The 17617-nt window shown below is 64.4% G+C and carries 13 protein-coding genes and 4 pseudogenes; 4 read left to right on the top strand and 13 right to left on the bottom strand.

Going from position 1 to position 17617, the window contains the following annotated elements; genetic code table 11:
- Positions 1-111: 111 nt before the first annotated feature.
- The 3 genes from ALI144C_RS56610 to ALI144C_RS58925 all read right to left on the bottom strand — a co-directional run bounded on the left by ALI144C_RS56610 (position 112) and on the right by ALI144C_RS58925 (position 6003).
- A complete protein-coding gene (locus tag ALI144C_RS56610) occupies positions 112-321 on the bottom strand; it encodes a hypothetical protein (RefSeq protein WP_202818873.1) in 210 nt (69 codons plus the stop codon).
- Between the two features lie 925 nt (positions 322-1246).
- Entirely contained in the window at positions 1247-5080 is a 3834-nt protein-coding gene (locus tag ALI144C_RS06845) for a hypothetical protein (RefSeq protein ID WP_143230466.1), read from the bottom strand.
- Between the two features lie 719 nt (positions 5081-5799).
- A complete protein-coding gene (locus tag ALI144C_RS58925) occupies positions 5800-6003 on the bottom strand; it encodes an Lsr2 dimerization domain-containing protein (protein ID WP_076986166.1) in 204 nt (67 codons plus the stop codon).
- A gap of 247 nt (positions 6004-6250) precedes the next feature.
- Between ALI144C_RS58925 and ALI144C_RS06835 the strand changes: the two genes are divergently transcribed.
- Complete coding sequence (locus ALI144C_RS06835) at positions 6251-7813, top strand: FAD-dependent oxidoreductase (RefSeq protein WP_083752791.1); 1563 nt, start codon at positions 6251-6253, stop codon at positions 7811-7813.
- 529 nt (positions 7814-8342) lie between these two features.
- Here the strand turns inward: ALI144C_RS06835 and ALI144C_RS06830 are convergent.
- Positions 8343-8678, bottom strand: a complete 336-nt coding sequence (locus ALI144C_RS06830; RefSeq protein ID WP_076986165.1) for a nitroreductase family protein — start codon at positions 8676-8678, stop codon at positions 8343-8345.
- Between the two features lie 110 nt (positions 8679-8788).
- Here ALI144C_RS06830 and ALI144C_RS06825 point away from each other — a divergent pair, with 110 nt between their 5' ends.
- Entirely contained in the window at positions 8789-9370 is a 582-nt protein-coding gene (locus ALI144C_RS06825; RefSeq protein ID WP_143230465.1) for a hypothetical protein, read from the top strand.
- A 102-nt stretch (positions 9371-9472) separates the two neighbouring features.
- Here the strand turns inward: ALI144C_RS06825 and ligD are convergent.
- The 7 genes and pseudogenes from ligD to ALI144C_RS06795 form a co-directional block, all read right to left on the bottom strand.
- Positions 9473-10365 (bottom strand): annotated as a pseudogene (gene ligD, locus ALI144C_RS06820) (non-homologous end-joining DNA ligase).
- A 153-nt stretch (positions 10366-10518) separates the two neighbouring features.
- Positions 10519-10623, bottom strand: a pseudogene (locus ALI144C_RS57270) (non-homologous end-joining DNA ligase); the annotation flags it as partial.
- A 76-nt stretch (positions 10624-10699) separates the two neighbouring features.
- Positions 10700-10819 (bottom strand): annotated as a pseudogene (locus ALI144C_RS56605) (IS5/IS1182 family transposase); the annotation flags it as partial.
- A 115-nt stretch (positions 10820-10934) separates the two neighbouring features.
- A pseudogene (locus tag ALI144C_RS58920) lies at positions 10935-11039 on the bottom strand (HNH endonuclease); the annotation flags it as partial.
- 217 nt (positions 11040-11256) lie between these two features.
- A complete protein-coding gene (locus tag ALI144C_RS06805) occupies positions 11257-11814 on the bottom strand; it encodes a hypothetical protein (RefSeq protein ID WP_076986163.1) in 558 nt (185 codons plus the stop codon).
- 815 nt (positions 11815-12629) lie between these two features.
- The gene (locus ALI144C_RS06800; protein ID WP_076986162.1) at positions 12630-12878 is read right to left on the bottom strand and encodes a hypothetical protein; all 249 of its coding nucleotides are present in this window, start codon (positions 12876-12878) and stop codon (positions 12630-12632) included.
- A gap of 12 nt (positions 12879-12890) precedes the next feature.
- Positions 12891-13139: a hypothetical protein gene (locus ALI144C_RS06795; RefSeq protein WP_076986161.1), complete on the bottom strand. Its 249-nt coding sequence runs from the start codon at positions 13137-13139 to the stop codon at positions 12891-12893.
- 552 nt (positions 13140-13691) lie between these two features.
- Between ALI144C_RS06795 and ALI144C_RS06790 the strand changes: the two genes are divergently transcribed.
- Positions 13692-15017, top strand: a complete 1326-nt coding sequence (locus ALI144C_RS06790) for a YcaO-like family protein (RefSeq protein ID WP_143230464.1) — start codon at positions 13692-13694, stop codon at positions 15015-15017.
- Between the two features lie 67 nt (positions 15018-15084).
- Here the strand turns inward: ALI144C_RS06790 and ALI144C_RS55315 are convergent, their stop codons facing one another.
- Entirely contained in the window at positions 15085-15243 is a 159-nt protein-coding gene (locus tag ALI144C_RS55315) for a hypothetical protein (protein ID WP_168211191.1), read from the bottom strand.
- A gap of 309 nt (positions 15244-15552) precedes the next feature.
- Positions 15553-16488, bottom strand: coding sequence for a hypothetical protein (locus ALI144C_RS06785; protein ID WP_076986159.1), 936 nt, complete (start codon positions 16486-16488; stop codon positions 15553-15555).
- 562 nt (positions 16489-17050) lie between these two features.
- Between ALI144C_RS06785 and ALI144C_RS06780 the strand changes: the two genes are divergently transcribed.
- Positions 17051-17617, top strand: a 567-nt coding sequence (locus tag ALI144C_RS06780) for an ATP-dependent DNA ligase (RefSeq protein WP_441297538.1), incomplete at its 3' end; no start/stop codon positions are given.

Here is a 17617-nt window from a genome sequence, read left to right as displayed (position 1 = left end):
AGTTCGTCGATCGTGCTGACTGACTGGGCGAGACGCTGCTTGAGCGCGGTGGCCTCGTTCTTGAGGCGGTCGATCTGGGCGTCGCGCGGGTCTGGGCGGTCGCCGGGCGTGTTAGAGGGTTTGCAGGCGTCGTTCGAACTCGACGCGAAGGTGGGCGTAGGGGCGGGTGCCGTAGAAGGCGGTGCGGTCGACGTCGGCTTCGGCGGCGAGGGTCTTGATGTCGCAGCGGCCGCCGGGCGGGATGTCGCCGCGCAGGAGCCGATCCATGGCGGCGCGGACGCGGTTCTCGTTGTGGATGCGTTGAGCGGCGGTGATTCTCATGACTGTCCTCGGTTGCGGTGGATCCGGTGGCGGTGTCGATGCTGGTGATGCCCCGGACTGCGCGGTCGTGGTCGGCTTGTAGGCGGGCGCGTTCGGTGGCGCGGGTTTTGCCGAGTTGGCCGAGGAAGGTCTCGCGTGAACTCGCCTAGCCGCAACCCTGTCGCCAGCGCGAGGTCGCCGATCGCGGCGTTGCGGGTCATCTCCCGCCCCGAGAACCCGGTATCCGCGGTGCCGTCCGGCGCCAGGCCCCGCAACCCGTTGCGAAACAGGTCGACGAAGTCCGGCTCCAGGTACTTGACCGTAGTTCTCCCACGAACTCGGCGCGGGTGCCCCGCTCGCGGGAAGCTCCCTCAACCGCCGGTTCACCACCGACGACGGCCGCGGCGCGGACGGACTGTCCTCGAACAACAGATCATCATCGACCAGGAACGGCATTCCCTCCGGGATCACCGGCCGGTACTCGACGTCCCAGGTCCGCCAGCCTTGCGACGAGAAGAAACTCAAGATCACGAGCGGTCACGATAGAAACACCACACGACGCAGCGCAAGGCCCAAACTCCCAGGCCGCCAGCCCCTTCCGTGCCAATCACAACACGAGAACTAAGCGGAGACAACGTGCCGAACGTGGGCGCCCTCGATATCACAGCCCAGGGCGCTGTTGTCGGCAGCAAGTGCAGATCGCTGCGTCGAACACCCACCGTCTCCCCGCGCGGCGCAACCCGACACGGGACAGCAGCACGATCAGCCGGTTCCGAGCCGAACGGCAGGCCGCGAACAGGCGACGATCTCGACGTCGCTGGCCCGGTCCATCTGGAATAGGGAACAGGCACTGATGAAGGGCTCGACATGTTCAGGGCTCCGGCTCGTGCTCGGGTCCTGACGCCAGGAGATCGAGCCCGAGCCGGAGCGAGGTCGCACTTCGGGATCAGTCCTCAGCCCCCGGCGTGTTGAGCGCGTCCTCCAATACTCCCATTATGGCGCCGATGAGCACCGTCAGATCCGCCTGCATCTTCAGCGCGATACCGATCGGCTTCACCATCGCGGTCTCTGGATTTTCTCCTATGACATGGAACACGGTTCCCCCGGTCCCCCTCACCCACACCGCCCACGTGGCAATGTACTTCCCTTGCATCTTCGGACTTTTTATCTCATCCCAGTCTTCGATCATATCGACTGAATTGACAATAAGCTGGACGAGTGCCGGAACACCTTCCGTGACTACGCGCAAACGAGCCTTCTTCAGAGGAGACTTATTTTCCTGCCCCAGGGAGAAATAGGACCTGATGGCGTACATCACAGCTCGCAAGCCGAGCATCCCCGCAGACAGCACGTTGCTGGCCGTGTCCCTGTTCTTCCATTCGAAGATCAGCGGTGGGACTGATACGATCAGCCTCGACCCGGCGATGAAGTACGGAATCCGTTTAACTCCCTTGCCGACTCCCTTAGACCCCTTGACTACGTTCGGGCTATTCGCACTGATATACGTCGAAAACATCCCTCCTATGATCCCCAGGACGCCGCTGGCCATCGGCCATATCGACTTCCCAAGCAGCTCCGCTGCCGTCCACTGAGCCCCTGCGGTGTCACCCTCCGGCGAACCGGGCCGGGCGATCGTGGTTGTGCCCCGTTCGTCATCGGCCAGGAAGTTGAACGCGTCCCGGAAGACGTTCTTCTCGATCTCCCTGGCCTCGTCGTCACTGAGGGGGAAGCAATCGTTGCCGAGGGCCCGGTTGAGTTCCACATAGGGAATGGCGAGTAGCAGGCTGAGGCAATTCAGGATTGTGGGGCTATCCTGGTCGTCTTCCTTCTCGTTGAACAGGTACGTGCTCAGCCGGTAGATCTCGGCCAGCCCTGGAATGAGCGCATCCGCGGATTCGTTCCGCATGTCACACAGGTCCTTCACGAAACTGAGGACACCATCGAGCAGCGCGTTGATCAACTTCTCGTCGTCTTTGATCAGTGTGTCCGCACTATCGAGAAGGAGGCCCTGTAGTTTTTTCGACGTTTCCGCCGGATCCGAGTTGATACTCTCGATCGTCACACCGACTAGTTTTTGCATTGCATCCGCCAGATCCTTGCCGGTGTCAATCAGAGCATCCAGAAGCTCCTCCTTGTAAGGTGGCGGCGACTTTTTCTCGTTATCGACTTCTTCGTTCGCTCCCTCCGCGAGATCACCATGACCGATGTGATATTTCACCATTCCGAAAGCGGGGGTCGACAATGCGAGGGAATGACGGGGATCCATCGATGGCATGCCCCGGTGAGCTTGCGGTTTACGGTCCTTCAATTGGCCGCGCAAGGTGCGGAGAAATTTGCCAGTCTCCTTTTTGGCCTTTTCGATGAGCTTCTCAGAGAAGTCATAGGATTGAGACAAGCCTTCGTCCAGCAGTTTTGCCATGAACTTCTGGACCTTGCGGATGTCTTTCCAGCCGAGCGCGTGTCCCAGCCACCGGGTGAGCTTCCTGATGTCGAGCCCGATGGCGCTGAGCACCGAGTTGACGGCTTTCAACACATCGAGAGCGGTTTCCAGAGCGAAGGTGATCACCTTGCCCGCGATGGAGACAGCGAAGTTGATCGCCTCTCCGACTTTCTCGAAGACGAATCCGACGGCCTGCTCTGCTTTGTGGTAAAGATCGGCTATCTCGGCGCCCACCGCTTGTAGCCCGTCTCCGACGGGAGACAGAAAATCCCAACTGATACCGAAACCGTAGAAATCATCATGGCCAGGTCGAGCCTGTGGAATCAGGTACGCCGTGCCATTCTCACCGACCCCAACTTCGAATCCGCAGCGATCGGAGGGGAAGCCCTCCAAGTGCAAGGCAGCGTACGCGGGGTTGTCCCCGGAGGCACAGAGTTCCCGTGACTCGACCGACGCGAAAACGTACCCACCGTCGTTGTCCGGAATCTTCTTCTTCGCGGCCGTCAACAGCGTCGGCAGGATCCGATCGCCGATGTCCTTGGTTTGCGGCGTTTGGTCGATCTCGGCGTCGCGCAGCGCTCCTGGCTGGTAGAGCTTGCGGTGTGCGTTGCCGTCGGGCCGTACCCGTAGTGTTTCCCCCGGGAAATCACCAGAGCATAGCCACAGCTCAGGACTGTTGATCCCGACGGCCTCGGCCATGACGGTGAGCGTCCCCATGTCGTCGGTACGGATCTCAACGGAATTGTCTGGGCCGAAGGAGTGTGCTTCACCGTTGGCGACGCCATAGACCCACTCGGAGGAGCGGATTGCCAACCGGGCATTGGCCAGCGGGGCACCATCCTTCCTATGGAGCTGGATGTGCGAGGTGTAGGTATGAACGTATTCCCTGCGCCGGTCCCTCTGTTCACCGCTCGTCCACCGGTTTTCCGGGTCATTTTCCGGAGGAGTCGAGATGGCCTGTCCGCCGCGGCGGCTCCAGTGTCCGGAAATCGGATCCTGCCAGTAGTGGACAGTGGTGCCGGGGTCGGTCTCGCTGGTCTTCTCCACTACGAACACTTCGTCCGAGGACCACCGCGTATTGTGGCACGACTGCACATGCTCTACTCGGCTGGAGAAAAGGAGTGGCTGCCCCCATTCCGGGCTCTGATACTGATTCGGGTCTGATTCACCTCGGATGCAGAACAATCGATTTCCCGCGCACAGAGCCCACAGGGAAACATGGGCGGCCTCGTCTCCGTGTCGTTCGAGAACCGCGAGTTCGCGCACTTCCGGCATCGTGCCGTCTGCCGCGGTCGAACTGTGCGTTTCGGCGAACCTGTGCCCTTCCGCCACCATGTTCAGCCTGATCATGAGCCCACGTCCACTCGGGAACATGGCGATGCCCCTGTCGGTCACGACGTAGATGTTGGGTCCGAGATCGACTCTGCCCGGCGCAGGCGGCCGATCCCCCGGGCCAGCGAGTACAGGTGCGGGAACCGCCCCGACCGCCAACTGGTGGAACTTTGTCGCCCGACCAGGAGAGTTTTCATCCCACTCCACCTGGACTTCCCTCATCTCGACCTGGTCATCGGGGCGGTCCATCTGGCCGTAGTATATTTTCCCGTGTCCTGGCGCCGCCATCCAGACGGTACGCCTGTCCCTACCCACATAGCCGACATCGAATGTCGGCATGAGGTCGGATTCAGCGAGCTCCTCCGGCAAATTCACGTAATGGTTAGTCCCGAGAGAACGCCCGATGGTGGCATACGCCCCCCATTTATTGGCGGACTTCCCGAGGGCGACGATGAAAGGCAGGTCCGGCCCTTCCAGCGGAGCTCCTCTTTCTCCTCTTCCCGCAGCAGCACCGAGAATGTTCATTTTCACCCGCTGCCCCAACCAGCCGTCTACGAACGACTTTTGCCACATCTCGTTTTTCAGTTTGCCAAAATCTACGGAGCTCGGGTCGAACCAGTCCGCCACCTGAATCGTGCGGCCCCCCGACATAAGACCAACCTCAGAGGTCCCCGTCAAAAAGACCGCCGAGACCCGCCCATCCTGAGATTGTTCAATGTCAAAGTCGATGACGTCTTGCAGTATTTCCGAAACTTGCCATCCGGGAGAACCGGGAATGAACCGACGTATCCGCAGGCGCTTCTCAGGATCCAAGGAGAACACCACCGGCTCACCGCTGGAATCCTGAATCACCATGACCCGCTCACTGGATTTCACCGGGAAAACCGGCATGATGTTATCCATGAGCTCACAGGACACCGTGGCTTCAACTTCCCCGATATCCAGCACGTCCACCGGAGTCGTACGTGGCGCACCAGTCTCAATTTCAGCAACAGCGACGGTCGACATGATCAATTATCCTTCCCATTCGTGGGCATCCCGGCGCGCACCCGCTCTGCGCCGGTCACGTCAGGAAGGGGTTGCCCGTCGAATCCCGCGAAAACCCGCCGGACCGTTGAGCACTCGAAAGAGAATGCATCTCACGCTGCCACTTCACGGTGACACTTTCGGTTCGACCAGCGGTCCGTCCATGATCGGCTTTACCGCGTCATACTCGATCATTCATCCAGACGTGATATGAACCGAAATCCCGCTTCCCGCTGTCACACCAGGGCTTTGATCATGGGATAGCGAACGTTGAAGTGGAAATATTTGTCCACTTTCAAGCCGGTCTCGGCAAAACATGTCATGTCGCTACGACGTCCTGGGGCAAGCCGAGTCCGTGGCCGTCAGTCACCTGGCGTCAACTCCGGACGGGATGTACTGCTGTGCGCGGCAGCAGCGACTGACCCAAGCCCGCCCGTGCACTCGCAACATCACCGCGCAGGCAACCGGAAACGGCCTATGACCACGAGGCGCCAGTGTGGAAACACCAGTCAGCCGGGCCCTGGCCTCGGATGCAGCCTCCATGAATTTGGGCGACGCGGACGAGGCATGTGACAGCTCACCAGAGCTGGCGGTGCGAAGTCCTAGGTGGACTCAGAAAGTGAAGCACTCGGCGCAGGCGCGATCACTCTGCAGGCCAAGGCCCCAAGTGCGGGCTGGACTCGCAGGCGAGCCGCAGCGGCCTAGGTTCTTGATCGGCGCTGACACGCAGGACGGTGGCATGGCCGCGCGGTCACTGCTTCCTCCGCCTGCCGTTGCTGGCATGTGCCGCTTCGAACGCGTCGATGACATTGCTGGGGATCCTCGTAGGTCGCGCCGTCGAGTCCGAAGGTGACGGTCGTGATGTCCTCGGACGCGGTGCCGTCCAGGTCATCAACGAGCTGCACTAAGACATTTCTGGGCCATGGCGAATCTCCATCACGATCGACGCGGCGGTGCTGGCGTCTGCGTGGTGAGGTGCCGTAGCAGCATACGGCGGGAGGGCCAAGAAGATCGTTTGGCTCTCGCCATGTTTTCCGCTGTGCGGGTCGAACGCAGCGTGGAACGGATCGGCACACGGACGAGGACAGGATTCCCCCGTTGTCGACATGGGTTCACCCTCGGGTGCGGGTCTGCGCCCAGTTGGATGGAACCATGGCGGTCGAATCGATCACGAGCAACGATGTGCGCTACCCAGACCTGGTGCAGGGCAACAACCTGCGGTTCGTCGGCACCCCGGACGCGGTGTACCTGCCCAGGAACGCCACCGAGGTCGCCGACTGCGTCAAGCGGCTCGTCGGCGCCAAGACGCGGTTCACGGTCCGCAGCGGAGGCCACTGCTACGAGGACCACGTCTTCAACCGCGGTGTCCGAGCGGTCATCGACCTGGGCCTGCTGCGCCAGGTCGCCCACGACCCGACCACCGGGTGCATCGCGGTGGACTCGGGGCAGAGCCTGTGGGATGTCTACCTCAAGCTGCACCGCGGTTGGGGCGTCACCATCCCGGGCGGGTCCTGCGCGACGGTGGGAGCGGGCGGCCACATCGTCGGAGGCGGCTACGGGCTGCTCTCGCGACGCAACGGGCTGACGGTCGACCACCTGCACGGTGTCGAGGTAGTGACCGCGGACGGCGAGATCCGGGTGGTCACCCGGGACAACACCGGGGCTGACCGCGACCTATGGTGGGCCCACACCGGGGGTGGCGGCGGGAACTTCGGGGTCGTGACCCGCTACCTGCTGCGCACGCCCGCGGCGCCGGCTGGAACCTTGCTCCCCCGGGCCCCGCGGCAGGTGCTGTTGCACGACATCGTCCTCACGTGGGACAAGCTGGGCACCGACGGGGCGCAACTGCGCACGATGCTGCGACGCTTCAGCGAATGGTGCGAGCACAACTCCGCCCACGACGCCGGGACACGCAACGACCTGTTCGCCCTGTTCCGCGTCTTTCCCCGGCTCGACACCCACGCCAGGGCCATCCACCTGACCACCCAGGTCGCCATCGACGACCACACCCCCGAACGGCTACGAGCGGCCCGGGATGTGCTCAAGGAGTTCCTCGCCTCCGTCCTCACCGTCGGCGCCCCCACGCCCCAGACGATCGACGCCATGTCACCCCTGCCGTGGCTCAACGCCACCCACCAGTTGGGCCAGGGCACCTGGGACCGGCGGGCCGACTACAAGTCCGCCTACCACCGCCGACTCAACAGTGACCAGATCAGCGCGCTGGTCACCGTTTTCGCCGCAGCGGGCAAGGGCGCCGACGGAGCCCGCGTCTCCCTGGACACCTACGGCGGCAAGGTCAACGCCACCGCCAAGGGCGCCACCGCCACGCCGCACCGCGATTCGGTGATCAAAGCGCAGTACTTCACCCTCTGGGCCGACCCGGCCGAGGACGAAGCCCACATCCAGTGGCTGCGCAAGGCATACAGTCAGGTCTACGCTGGCACCGGCGGCATTCCGGCCGCCTGCAACGACAAACCGGGCACCGTGGACACCGACGGCTGCTTCGTCAACTACCTCGACGCCGACCTGCCCGCCCCCCTCGGCACAGTGCCCGCTTGGTGGCAGCTCTACTACGGCGACACGAACTTCGCCAAGCTGGTGAAGGTCAAAGCCACCTTCCACAGCGGCAACGTCTTCCAGCACGCCCAATCCATCCCCACAAGCATGCCCAAGACCACTGGCAGCCGACCCCCAACGCGCCCTGCGACCGGGTGAAACACCCGGCACTTGCAGAGGTGGATGCGGCGGGACGAGGAGTGCCCCGGGCCCGGGGTCGCCCCCGATCCTCGTCGCATCCGGGCCCGCTCACCTCGCAGACGACTATCGCTGGGGCACAGGGTGGACAGGAGCTCCGGTTGTAGCCAGGGTTCAGGACTAACCGATTGACCGACCAGGGCGTGGACTGCTGCTCATCTAGGTCTGCATCATCAGCTGTTTGGCTGTTCGTGTGCCCGCAAGCGGATCTGGTTGTCGTCCCAAGGTTTCCCAATACAACCTCGCCAATTTTCTGCGCGCCGCATCGTGATCAGCATGGTTAGCTGGACCTACACGAGCGTGTCTTAGCTTCCACTATCCCGGCGTTCATGCCCTTTCTGCGCCTCTAGGCCGAGATCTGAGTACTCTGTGGCCGCCTGCGCTGGTGCTCCGGGCGCAGCCGACGCGGGAGGTTCCCGTGCCTGCCAAGGCGGACTTGGCCCTGAAACCGCGACGGTCGTGGGCGTGTTGTCGTCTGGGGTTGGCTTGGTCAGATTGTGGTCCGGCGGAAGGCGTCGAGGCCTGCTGCCTGTGCGTAAGGGTTGGGGTTGTCGGTGGGTGTTCCTGCGCCGAGCAGGTGTAGTGGAGCGTGGGTGATGCCGTCGAGGCCGAGGCGGTCGGTGAGGTCCGTGTCGTGGTAGGCGGCGAGCTGGAAGGGGCCCAGGCCCAGGGCGGTGGCGGCGAGGGTGAAGGTCTGGCCGAGATGGCCGGCGTTGAGCAGGCAGACGCGGTAGGAACGGGCGGTGTGGTGGTGGCTGGTCTGGCGAGCGATGACCGCGACCAGCACGGTAAGAAACGCCGCTTGGCCGGCATGGTCCTGGCCCATGCACAGGGTGGTGAGGTCGTTGCTGGTGCAGCCTTTGACGAGTCCGCATGCCCTTTCGTGCTCGCCAGTTCGTTGCTTGGTGCTCTGCCCGCGGGTTCACCACTCGGCTGGTGATCCCTACCCCGCCCGGGTCGTCGCGGCGGGCGGTGTTCACCGACGACGGCACGCGCTGGGGCTTGGCCCGCCGGCTGCTGCACGATGACACCCTCGCGACCGCCGACCGGGTCGCCGGGCTGCTGGTCGTGCTGTACGGCCAGCCGATCTCGCGGATCGTGCGTCTTACCACCGATCAGGTCAGCCAGGTCGATGGTCAGGTGCGGTTGATGCTTGGCCGTGCACCGTTGACCGTGCCCAGTCCTCTCGATACGTTGCTGCTCGAGTTGGTCCGTACTCGGCGTGGCAGGGCCTCGCTCGGCCATACCGTCAACCATCGGTGGCTGTTTCCCGGCGGTCTGCCCGGCCAGGCACTACATCCTCTCGCCTTGGGCAAGCGGCTCAGCGCCGTGGGCCTGCCTGGCCGGGTCGGCCGCAACACCGCGTTGCTCGACAACGCCGCCGTGTTGCCCGCCAAGGTGCTGGCCGACCTGCTCGGTCTGTCGATCACCAGTGCGGTCCGGTGGACCGCACTGGCCGATCCCAGCGGCAACGCCTACGCAGCGGAGCTCGCTCGCCGAGCGCACGATCCCAGGTGAGCAGGTTGTCGCGAGAGTCAGGCGATCACCGCCAGCGCGCCGTACCTGCTCGTCGGCACCCGGTGCGGCCTTGCTCGGTATTCGGCCGTAGGTGGCGGAACGTCAGGTAAGCAGGGGTGTGCGGGTCGTGGTGAGCGTGGCGAACAGGTCACCGAATTCGGTGACACGGTCGATGACGTGGTCGGAGGTGAAGGTCAGGTCGGCCGGTTGGGTGCAGGCCCGGACCTCGTCCCAGGTGACTGGGGTGGACACGGTGGGGTGGTCGCGGCCACGCAGCGAGTACGGTGCCACGGTTGTCTTCGACGGGTTGTTCTGGCTCCAGTCGATGAACACCTTTCCCGGCCGCAGGGACTTGGTCATCTTCGCGGTGATCAGTCCTGGTGTCTCGGCGGCGAACCGGAGCGCGACCGCCTTCGCGTAGGCCGATGTTCGTTCGGCGGTGCGGGTCCGGACAGCGGCATAGATCTGCATCCCCTTGGAACCACTCGTTTCGCCACAGGCGTGAGCCCGTCGTCAACGAGGACGTCGTAGAGCCGCTCGGCGACCCTGGCGCACTCGACCACCGTGGTTCCCGGGCCCGGATCGAGGTCGAACACCAGCCGATCCGGCAACTCTCGCTGCCCACGAGCGCCCACCGTCCATTGGGGCACATGCAGTTCCAGCGCGGCGAGGTTGGCCGCCCACACCAGCGCGGCCAGCTCGTCGAACAACGGGTACGTGACCGTGTCGCCGCTACCGCGGGACCCACTGCTCGGGAGCCGCGCGGTGGGCAACCAGGATGGTGCCCCACGGGGGACGTTCTTCTCGAAGAACCGCTCACCCTCAACACCGTCGGGAAATCTGATCGTCGTGATAGGACGGCCCGCCACGTGCGGAAGCAGGACCGGCGCGACCTGCGTGTAGTAGCTGATCACGTGCGCCTTGGTGAACCCGACGGCCGGGTACAGCACTTTCTCCAGGTTCGACACGGCAAGACGCCGGTCGCCGACCTGCACGGTGACCCGTTTCGGTGGCCGTACCGGCTGGGCGGTCGGACGTGGCGCCGCAGACGCAGGTATGGCTCGGGGTGTGACGACCTCCGTGACATCGCGGTCGTCGCGCAGCCCGCGCCAGCTGGCGTGCCGCAATCGCCCGTCGCCACGGGTGAATTGGCGGTACTCGACTTCCCCGACCAGGACCGGCTCGACCCACCGTGCGCGGGCGACGTCCTCACGGGGCGGAGTGGTGGCGAACGGATGCGTCACCCGCTCCAGCTGTTGCAGCCGCTCCTGCAGCGCCGCACGTTCGGCGCGGGAGAACCCGGTTCCTTTACCGGACTAAGAGCTTGTCTCATGTGGCTGCTTTTCGGAGTTTCTTGTAGCAGGTGGGTGTGGCGGCGAGGGTGAGGAAGGCGCAGAAGTGGTTGGCGTAGCGGTCGTAGCGGATGTTGAGTCGGTGGTAGCCGAACAGTCAGGCGGATGGGTCGGCCGCGCAGCGAGGTGCCAGCCTGTGGGCTGGTCCTTTTCCGCGCGGCCTCCCGCCGAACCGGACTTGATGGTTTCCCGATCATCCGGCTCTCCAGTGACTACTGCGTGAGTGGTGCGGCTGGTTGTCCCGTGTGGACCTGGTCGTGACAAGGGGCGCAGACCACGAGGGTCTTGTGTCGCCTGTTTGCCATCGCTTTGGCCCACGAGACTCACGTCTGCGATCGTGCACCAGGCAAACGCCCTTCTCCGACCGACAGAACCCCGCCGCCGCTGAATGTCCTCGTCGACAACCGCAACGCCGAGGTTGACCAAGCCGCTCGCTGCCGGTCCCGGACGCCAACGCGGCTAACCAGTTCGTCTGGTGCCTTCGGCAGGTGGTCCGTTGAGGACCGTCTAGGTCAAGGATAGGTCCTGCGTGGGTCACGGATACACCCTGTGGATGGCGTCCAGCAAGGGGTCTCCTCCCACCTGTCGCTGGTGGTCGACCGCGTCCTTGACGCACTGCTGGTGCTGGGGGCTGGCCAGGACGGGGATGTCCTGGACACCGACGTTGACCAACGCGAGGATTGACTGCACGTTGACCTTCTCCGGCAGCCCTATGCAGGGCTTGTTGCTCCGGCCCGCCAGCGACACCATTTCCGGGGATGGGCCCTGGGCGGCGGTGCGCGCGGGAGTGACGGGTGGTAGCGCGTTCAGTCCATCGACCAGCGCTTTGATCGGGTTGCCAGGGGCCTGCGCGGCCTCGGCCAAGCAGGTTCCGCTGTTCTTGGTGGTGAGCCGGTCCAGGTCGCGGGGGATCTTGATGGCAGCCAGGTCGCCCGGCAGCGGCGGCAGCGCGATGGGAATCCCCAAGCACCTGGCGGTGGCGGTGGACACCAGCGCCCACGGCACGTCCTCGGCCGGGGCGGTGGTGGTTTCGCCGGCGGCAGTACCGCCCGTGGTGGCGGCCAGCGCGGTCGCGCAGGCCAGAATGGTCACAACGTGACGGCAGCGCATGACACTCAACTCCCGGGTGTAGGAAAACCGTCGTAACCCGCGAGTACCCGCCCCCCCACGCCACCACCCCGTCGTATTCGGACACCCACCGTCCGGTCACGAAACACCACCCGACAGTGCCAGTTCCACACGCACCGTGAACCAACCAGCACGATCCAGCTCCGAGCTGCGGAGCCACAAGACTGCAGAACCCTTTCGCTGTTCGCACCCCAGTCAATCAGTCCACTAGGGACATATTGCGAATCCGGCACCAAAGGACAAAACCTACCCACCCTCGTTGATCAGCCGAGCCGTGCTGAGGCCGAGTTGACCGGTGATGCCGGCGCCGAGCAGGCCGGACGGCACCGCGCTCAGCTTTGCCGATGGCGGTGAACCGCTCCCGCAGAAACGACCATCCCGTCCTCGAACACCCCTCACACGCGTAACCAGCACAAACCCCGTCAATGCGTCCTGGTAGGTACCGGTGCCGAGCGGGAATGGACACTCAGACGAGTGCTGTGCTTGAGATTCCGCTCGCGTCCATTTGACGTGGCTGGCATGTGACAACGCCTCACGGCCAGCCCGTCACGGTGCGCTAGAACGGGCTGTCAGCGCGCCTTGTCCAATCTGGACAAGATGGTGTATCGCGGCGTCGACGTGGCCACGATTCCCGACCTGGACCAGCTGATCGAACAAATCCGAACCGCGTCCGCAAACCCGACGCTGTGAGCAAGCACCTTGCGCTGCACTGAGCCCGGTGGCCACGGTTGGCGTCGACCTGCACCTCCGCGAGCTGAACCCCCACCAGACGTAGCCGGTCACCGCCGCCTGTGGGGCACTAGTACGTCCAGCAGCCGCTGACTGGCAGCCGCCGCAAACCCAGCCGCCAGCCCGGTCACCACCCACTCCGCCAGCCGGTGTTCCACCTTCTCCGTCCGGCACGTGACTGCGGTAATCGTGGACACCGGCTCACGCGGATCCAGCCCGGTGGAATCGTCGACCGATGCACCGGCGGGCCGCAGCACACGGTGCACCGCGTGCACCACGTCGACAAGCTTGGCCGACACCGGCTGCCCCTCCTAGACCAGCAACTCGAGCCGGCCCAACGCGACGAGTTCCGCGAAACGGCCATCCGCGCTGCCAACCACGAAAATCCGACCACCATGGGCATGGGCGTGACGAGCATGAGCCAACAACGCGAGCTCCGCAGCATCCGGGCCCGGCAACACACGCAGCACCGACGCGATCGGATCTGACTCGCCCTCGGCCACCGCGTACGCCGCGACCGCGTGGTGACGCGCACCGGCCGCGCCCAACAACGCCTCCACCACAAACCACGATCAAACCCACCCACACAACCCACACCGCCAACAACACCACGACAAACAACCACCATTCACCAACAACCGGAGCAATCAGTGAAAGCCCCCGACCAGCCGGGCTGAGTCTTCCAAAAGGATCTCCACCGGGACCCTCGACGCTGCCCCCAAACCGCCGGGGTCCGCGCTCTCCGTGAGGGTTGGGGGACTTGTCGCTCAATGGGGTGAGGTGTGGCGGTGTCGGCGTGGTGGACAGGGCGGTGGGTAGACCGGTGTGAGGCTTCCCGACCCCCGGGGCGCCGGCGCCCACAGAATCCGTGGGCCGGATCGCGAAGAGAAAGGACTGTCGTTATGGGTTTTCCCATGGTCCTCGACGAAGACGAGTACTCGCAGGTCATGTTGAGCGAGGAGGAACAGCAGCAGTTGAAGGAGCTCGATGAGCAGGAGCTCGTTTCCGTTCAGTAGTCCTGAGCGGTCGGAGGCGGTCGGAGGCCCCCGGACAGCCCGTCCAAGGCTGCAGCGGGGCTCTCCGACCGCCGCTTCCGTTGAGAGAGCTGGTTGGTGATCGTTGTGCAGAAGCATCCTGTGGTGGCTGTATCCGCGCCGGAAACGGCTTCCCTCGCCCCGCCGCGCTCCCTCACTGCGTCAGCCACAAGACCGCAGGCGTCAATGGGCGGGACACAGTGCGGTGAGCGAGAGGCAGACATCGAACAAGCCCAGCGACACGCGCGCGCCGCGGTCGCAGAGCTGGAGTTGACCGCGCAGGTGCGGCCGGTCCCCGCCGACGAGCCCGGCGCCTACACTTGCGAGCTGCTGCGGGATGGCCGCCCAGTCGAGCAAGGCCTGGGATGCGGCAAAGGCAACCCAGCCACAGCCAAGGTCGGGGCAATGTTCGAGGCACTCGAACATCACCTCAGCCATCTTCCGCCCCCAACCGCGGTCCAAGTGCGGCCAGCCCACGGACTTGGCCATGGCCTGCCGCCCGACACCGTACTGAGTTTGCTGGAACGCGGCCCCAACCAGCCATTGGGATGCCTGCCCTACCGCAACCTCATCAGCGGAGTGGAACGTGACCTTCCGATCTTCGCCTGCACACCCCACTACCTCAAAGACCACCTCACCCAAACGCGCGCCGAACTCGGGGATCGCTACGACTACCGGGTAGTGCGCCGGTACTCGTTCAACAACGGATGGGCCGCAGGCACTACACCGGTCGAAGCGGCAGTGCACGCGATCAACGAGATCATCGAGCGCGACGCGATATCGCTGCTACTCATCGACCGCTTCCTCACCCCCGCCCCCGCACCCACCCGTGTGGTCCGACCAGCCACCCTGCCCGACACACTCGCCGGGCTACACCACCGAGCGCAGGACCTACTACACGCACCCGTGCACCTCATCGACATGACCAGCGACCTCGGCGTGCCCGCATTCTGGGCCCACACCCCCGCCCCACCCGGCCAACCGGCCCGCATGCGCGGCTACGGAGCATCGGTATCGGCCCACTACGCCGCCGAACGCGCCCTGACCGAACTCATCCAATGCCACAGCTTGCTCACCGAACACAGCGACCAGGACCTACTGCGCAACCGCGAAGTAGAGACCACCCACCCCGCCCTACACCGCTGCTACCTCGCCGACATCACCAGCGGACCCACCACCCCAACAACCTTCACCGAGACTCCCGCACCCACCACCCCCACCGAACACCTCGACATACTGCTGGACCAGCTGAACCAGGCCGGACTGACCGCATGGGTCTGGCACCGCCACACCACCGACCACCTCGCAGTACTCAACATCACCATCCCCGGCACCCAACGCTTCATGCTCATCACCGAAGGCCACCTCGTCCTCCCCGGCCCCCGCCGCCGACCTCTTACCTGAAACCGCGGGCCGTGGAGGTCCTGGCACGAACCGTGTCGCGCTTCCTGGGGAAGCGGTTCGAGCTCTGCTAAAAGTCGAACTCGATGCCGTCCTGGTAGTCGATGATCCCGAGCGTCTCCTCAAGGCCTGGCCCGTAGCCGTGCATGATCGCGTCGGACAGCAGCTTTTCCGCCAGCTGCAGGTTCTCGGCTTCCAGCGCGGCGGCGGCCTGGTGCAGCAGTGTCACGACGTCGCCGCGTACGGAGTGGCCACCTGACAGCGTCGGCGGGGCGAACTCGAGGGCTCCGACGCCGTCGCCTTCTCGACGCCTGAGGTGCAGCCGGTGGGTTCGCGGCGGTTGCTGATCCGGTGACGACTTGCCCAGGTGCGCGGTGGAGGGGGTCCAGCTGTCCTTTACGGCCGGCGCCGGACCCTATGGGGTGATTCGGCACTGCTGAGCCACCGCCGGCGGGCCCCGCCCCCCGCGAAGCCGCCAACGCGACGCCCTGGTCAACGGCGACTAGGCTCCAGAGCTGCGCACCGAAGGCGACAACGTCTACGTGAGCGTCATGGCCTGAGGCAGTGGCGCACGCCTCTCACCTCCGTTGAACAAGTCGTATAGGACGAAGGAGCCTGGATCCTCGTTCTCGTACTGCTTACAGCAACTGAGGAGCGCACGGCCCATCCCGTTGGTGTCCATCCCGGGCGGCTGCATCACCTTTTCCCAAAAGCAGTAGGTGACTTTCTCGGACGGGCCGATAGCCAGATTCCCGTACCCCCCGACGTACGGGCGGGCCCCTGCCTTCGCGACCGCGTCGAGCATCGGCTGCTTGCACACTTGGCACGAGTTGAAGAACACTACCTTCTTGAGCGCCCCGGACGGCAGGCCGTTGAACCATTTGTGACTCAAGGGAGCGTCGCCGTGAAGAAAGATGCCATACGGGTTACCGTGCCCGACGTTGACGAATCCCTTGAGGCCGCTGGTCAGGTAATATTTGTAGTTGGCGACCGTCGCCTCCGGTCCGACAAGTTGCTTGCACGTGTAGTTTTTCCCGGTGAACAGCTTGTGTAGGTCGTCGACCAGTTTCTTCGCGGTTTTGATTTGAGGGACAGGTGTGGCCACGACGAAGTCGTACTTCTCGTTCCCGCCCTGGTACGGGATGCCTCCCCCATCGCCGTCCTGGTCCTCGTCTTCGTCCTCCTGGCTTTCGTCGTAACTCCACGTGATCTGGTTGACCTCGTAGCCGTCTCCCACGTCCACCCTGACCGTCTCGGTCAGATAGATGTCCTTGCGCAACAGATGCACGACCAGATGGTCAGGAGACCCGCCGGTGCTCCGCCGGATCCTGACGTTCGCCTGGTAGTACTCATCATCGGAGTCAGGGAGTACACGCGACCGGATAACCTCGGCCACTCGTTGCTCGTCCTGGCTTTCCGCCGCGTAACCGGCGCCCGAGTCGAAGACGTTGATCTCCACGTTCTCGTTGCTCATGTTCGGTCCTCGTTCCTTACCTGTCGTCGACCACTTCATTCAGACGTTCGGACGCCGGCACGGCGTCCACGCTGGCGTCCGGACGGCGAGTCTGGAGTGCCCGCAGCTGGGCTCCCTGCACCGGCACGCCAACCAGTCCGCCCGGTCGTGGAACAACGTCACCCTGACGTGGGCGGGCCGTGCGGTCACTGGCACGCCCAGGCGCATCACGCGGCCTGCCGACCGGTCGCGGTCGTTCCCGGCAGCCGCCGCGGGGTCGCCAACGGGGCGGGTCGGCCGGTGTACGACATGACAGAACGTCGGTCACGCTGAACATCCGTGATTCGTGGTGTTGAACAGCCAGCATCGACACTTCCGGCCGCCGACCCCATTCGCCTCGCCATCGGGGTGTGTCATTCAGGTCACGGTCATCGACGCCTTGGACAGATAGGTTGGCCGCCTCCGAAGGGCACTGTCGTCACCACTGTCTTTTGATGCATCTACCTGCGCAGACTCTGCATCGTTGGGCCGAACGGGTTACGGTCAGGGGCACGTGGTGAGCCATGGTGGGGAGGTGATCGGGATGGCCGTCGACCGTACGGATGCCCGATCGCTCGTGCCGGAGTGGATCTCGCCGATGCTGGCCAAACCGGACGGGGGCAGGTTGCGTTCCGGTCCGGAGTGGACTTATGAGTACAAGCTGGACGGCTATCGGGCGTGTATGCAGGTCGCGCCAGATGGGACCACTGTGCTCACCAGCCGCAACGGCATCATCTTCACCAACGAGTTCCCCTCGCTGTCCGGCGTGCTTGCCCCAGCCCTGGATGGCCGCTCCGCCGTACTGGACGGCGAGATCGTGGTCTACAACGACGCGGGGCAGATCGATTTCGGCGCGTTGCAGGAGCGACGTGGCCGCTACCGCAGACACGCCAAGCTCACCCGCGGCGGCACGCCGTTCGAGGACGTCGACGTCCGCTTCCTCGCGTTCGACCTGCTGCGACTGGGCGACGAAAGCCTGCTGGGCGCACCCTACGACGAGCGTCGGGCACAGTTGGAACGGTTGCCCATGCCCGATCCGTACCGCGTCGCGGTAGTGCCCGCGTTCACCTTCGACGCGCTGGCGGCTGACCGGATCACTCCCGAGAAGCTG

The organism is Actinosynnema sp. ALI-1.44 (assembly GCF_001984155.1).
Classification (GTDB): Bacteria; Actinomycetota; Actinomycetes; order Mycobacteriales; family Pseudonocardiaceae; genus Kibdelosporangium.
Note: the sequence above shows the minus strand (reverse complement) of the source record. Positions and strands in the feature narration are given on the sequence as shown.

Excerpts from the sequence above, each read along its gene's own strand:
- ALI144C_RS06835 (WP_083752791.1), top strand. The coding sequence starts at position 6,251 with ATGGCGGTCGAATCGATCACGAGCAACGATGTGCGCTACCCAGACCTG.
- ALI144C_RS56610 (WP_202818873.1), bottom strand. The coding sequence starts at position 321 with ATGAGAATCACCGCCGCTCAACGCATCCACAACGAGAACCGCGTCCGC.
- ALI144C_RS06845 (WP_143230466.1), bottom strand. The coding sequence starts at position 5,080 with ATGTCGACCGTCGCTGTTGCTGAAATTGAGACTGGTGCGCCACGTACG.
- ALI144C_RS06830 (WP_076986165.1), bottom strand. The coding sequence starts at position 8,678 with ATGGGCCAGGACCATGCCGGCCAAGCGGCGTTTCTTACCGTGCTGGTC.
- ALI144C_RS06785 (WP_076986159.1), bottom strand. The coding sequence starts at position 16,488 with ATGAGCAACGAGAACGTGGAGATCAACGTCTTCGACTCGGGCGCCGGT.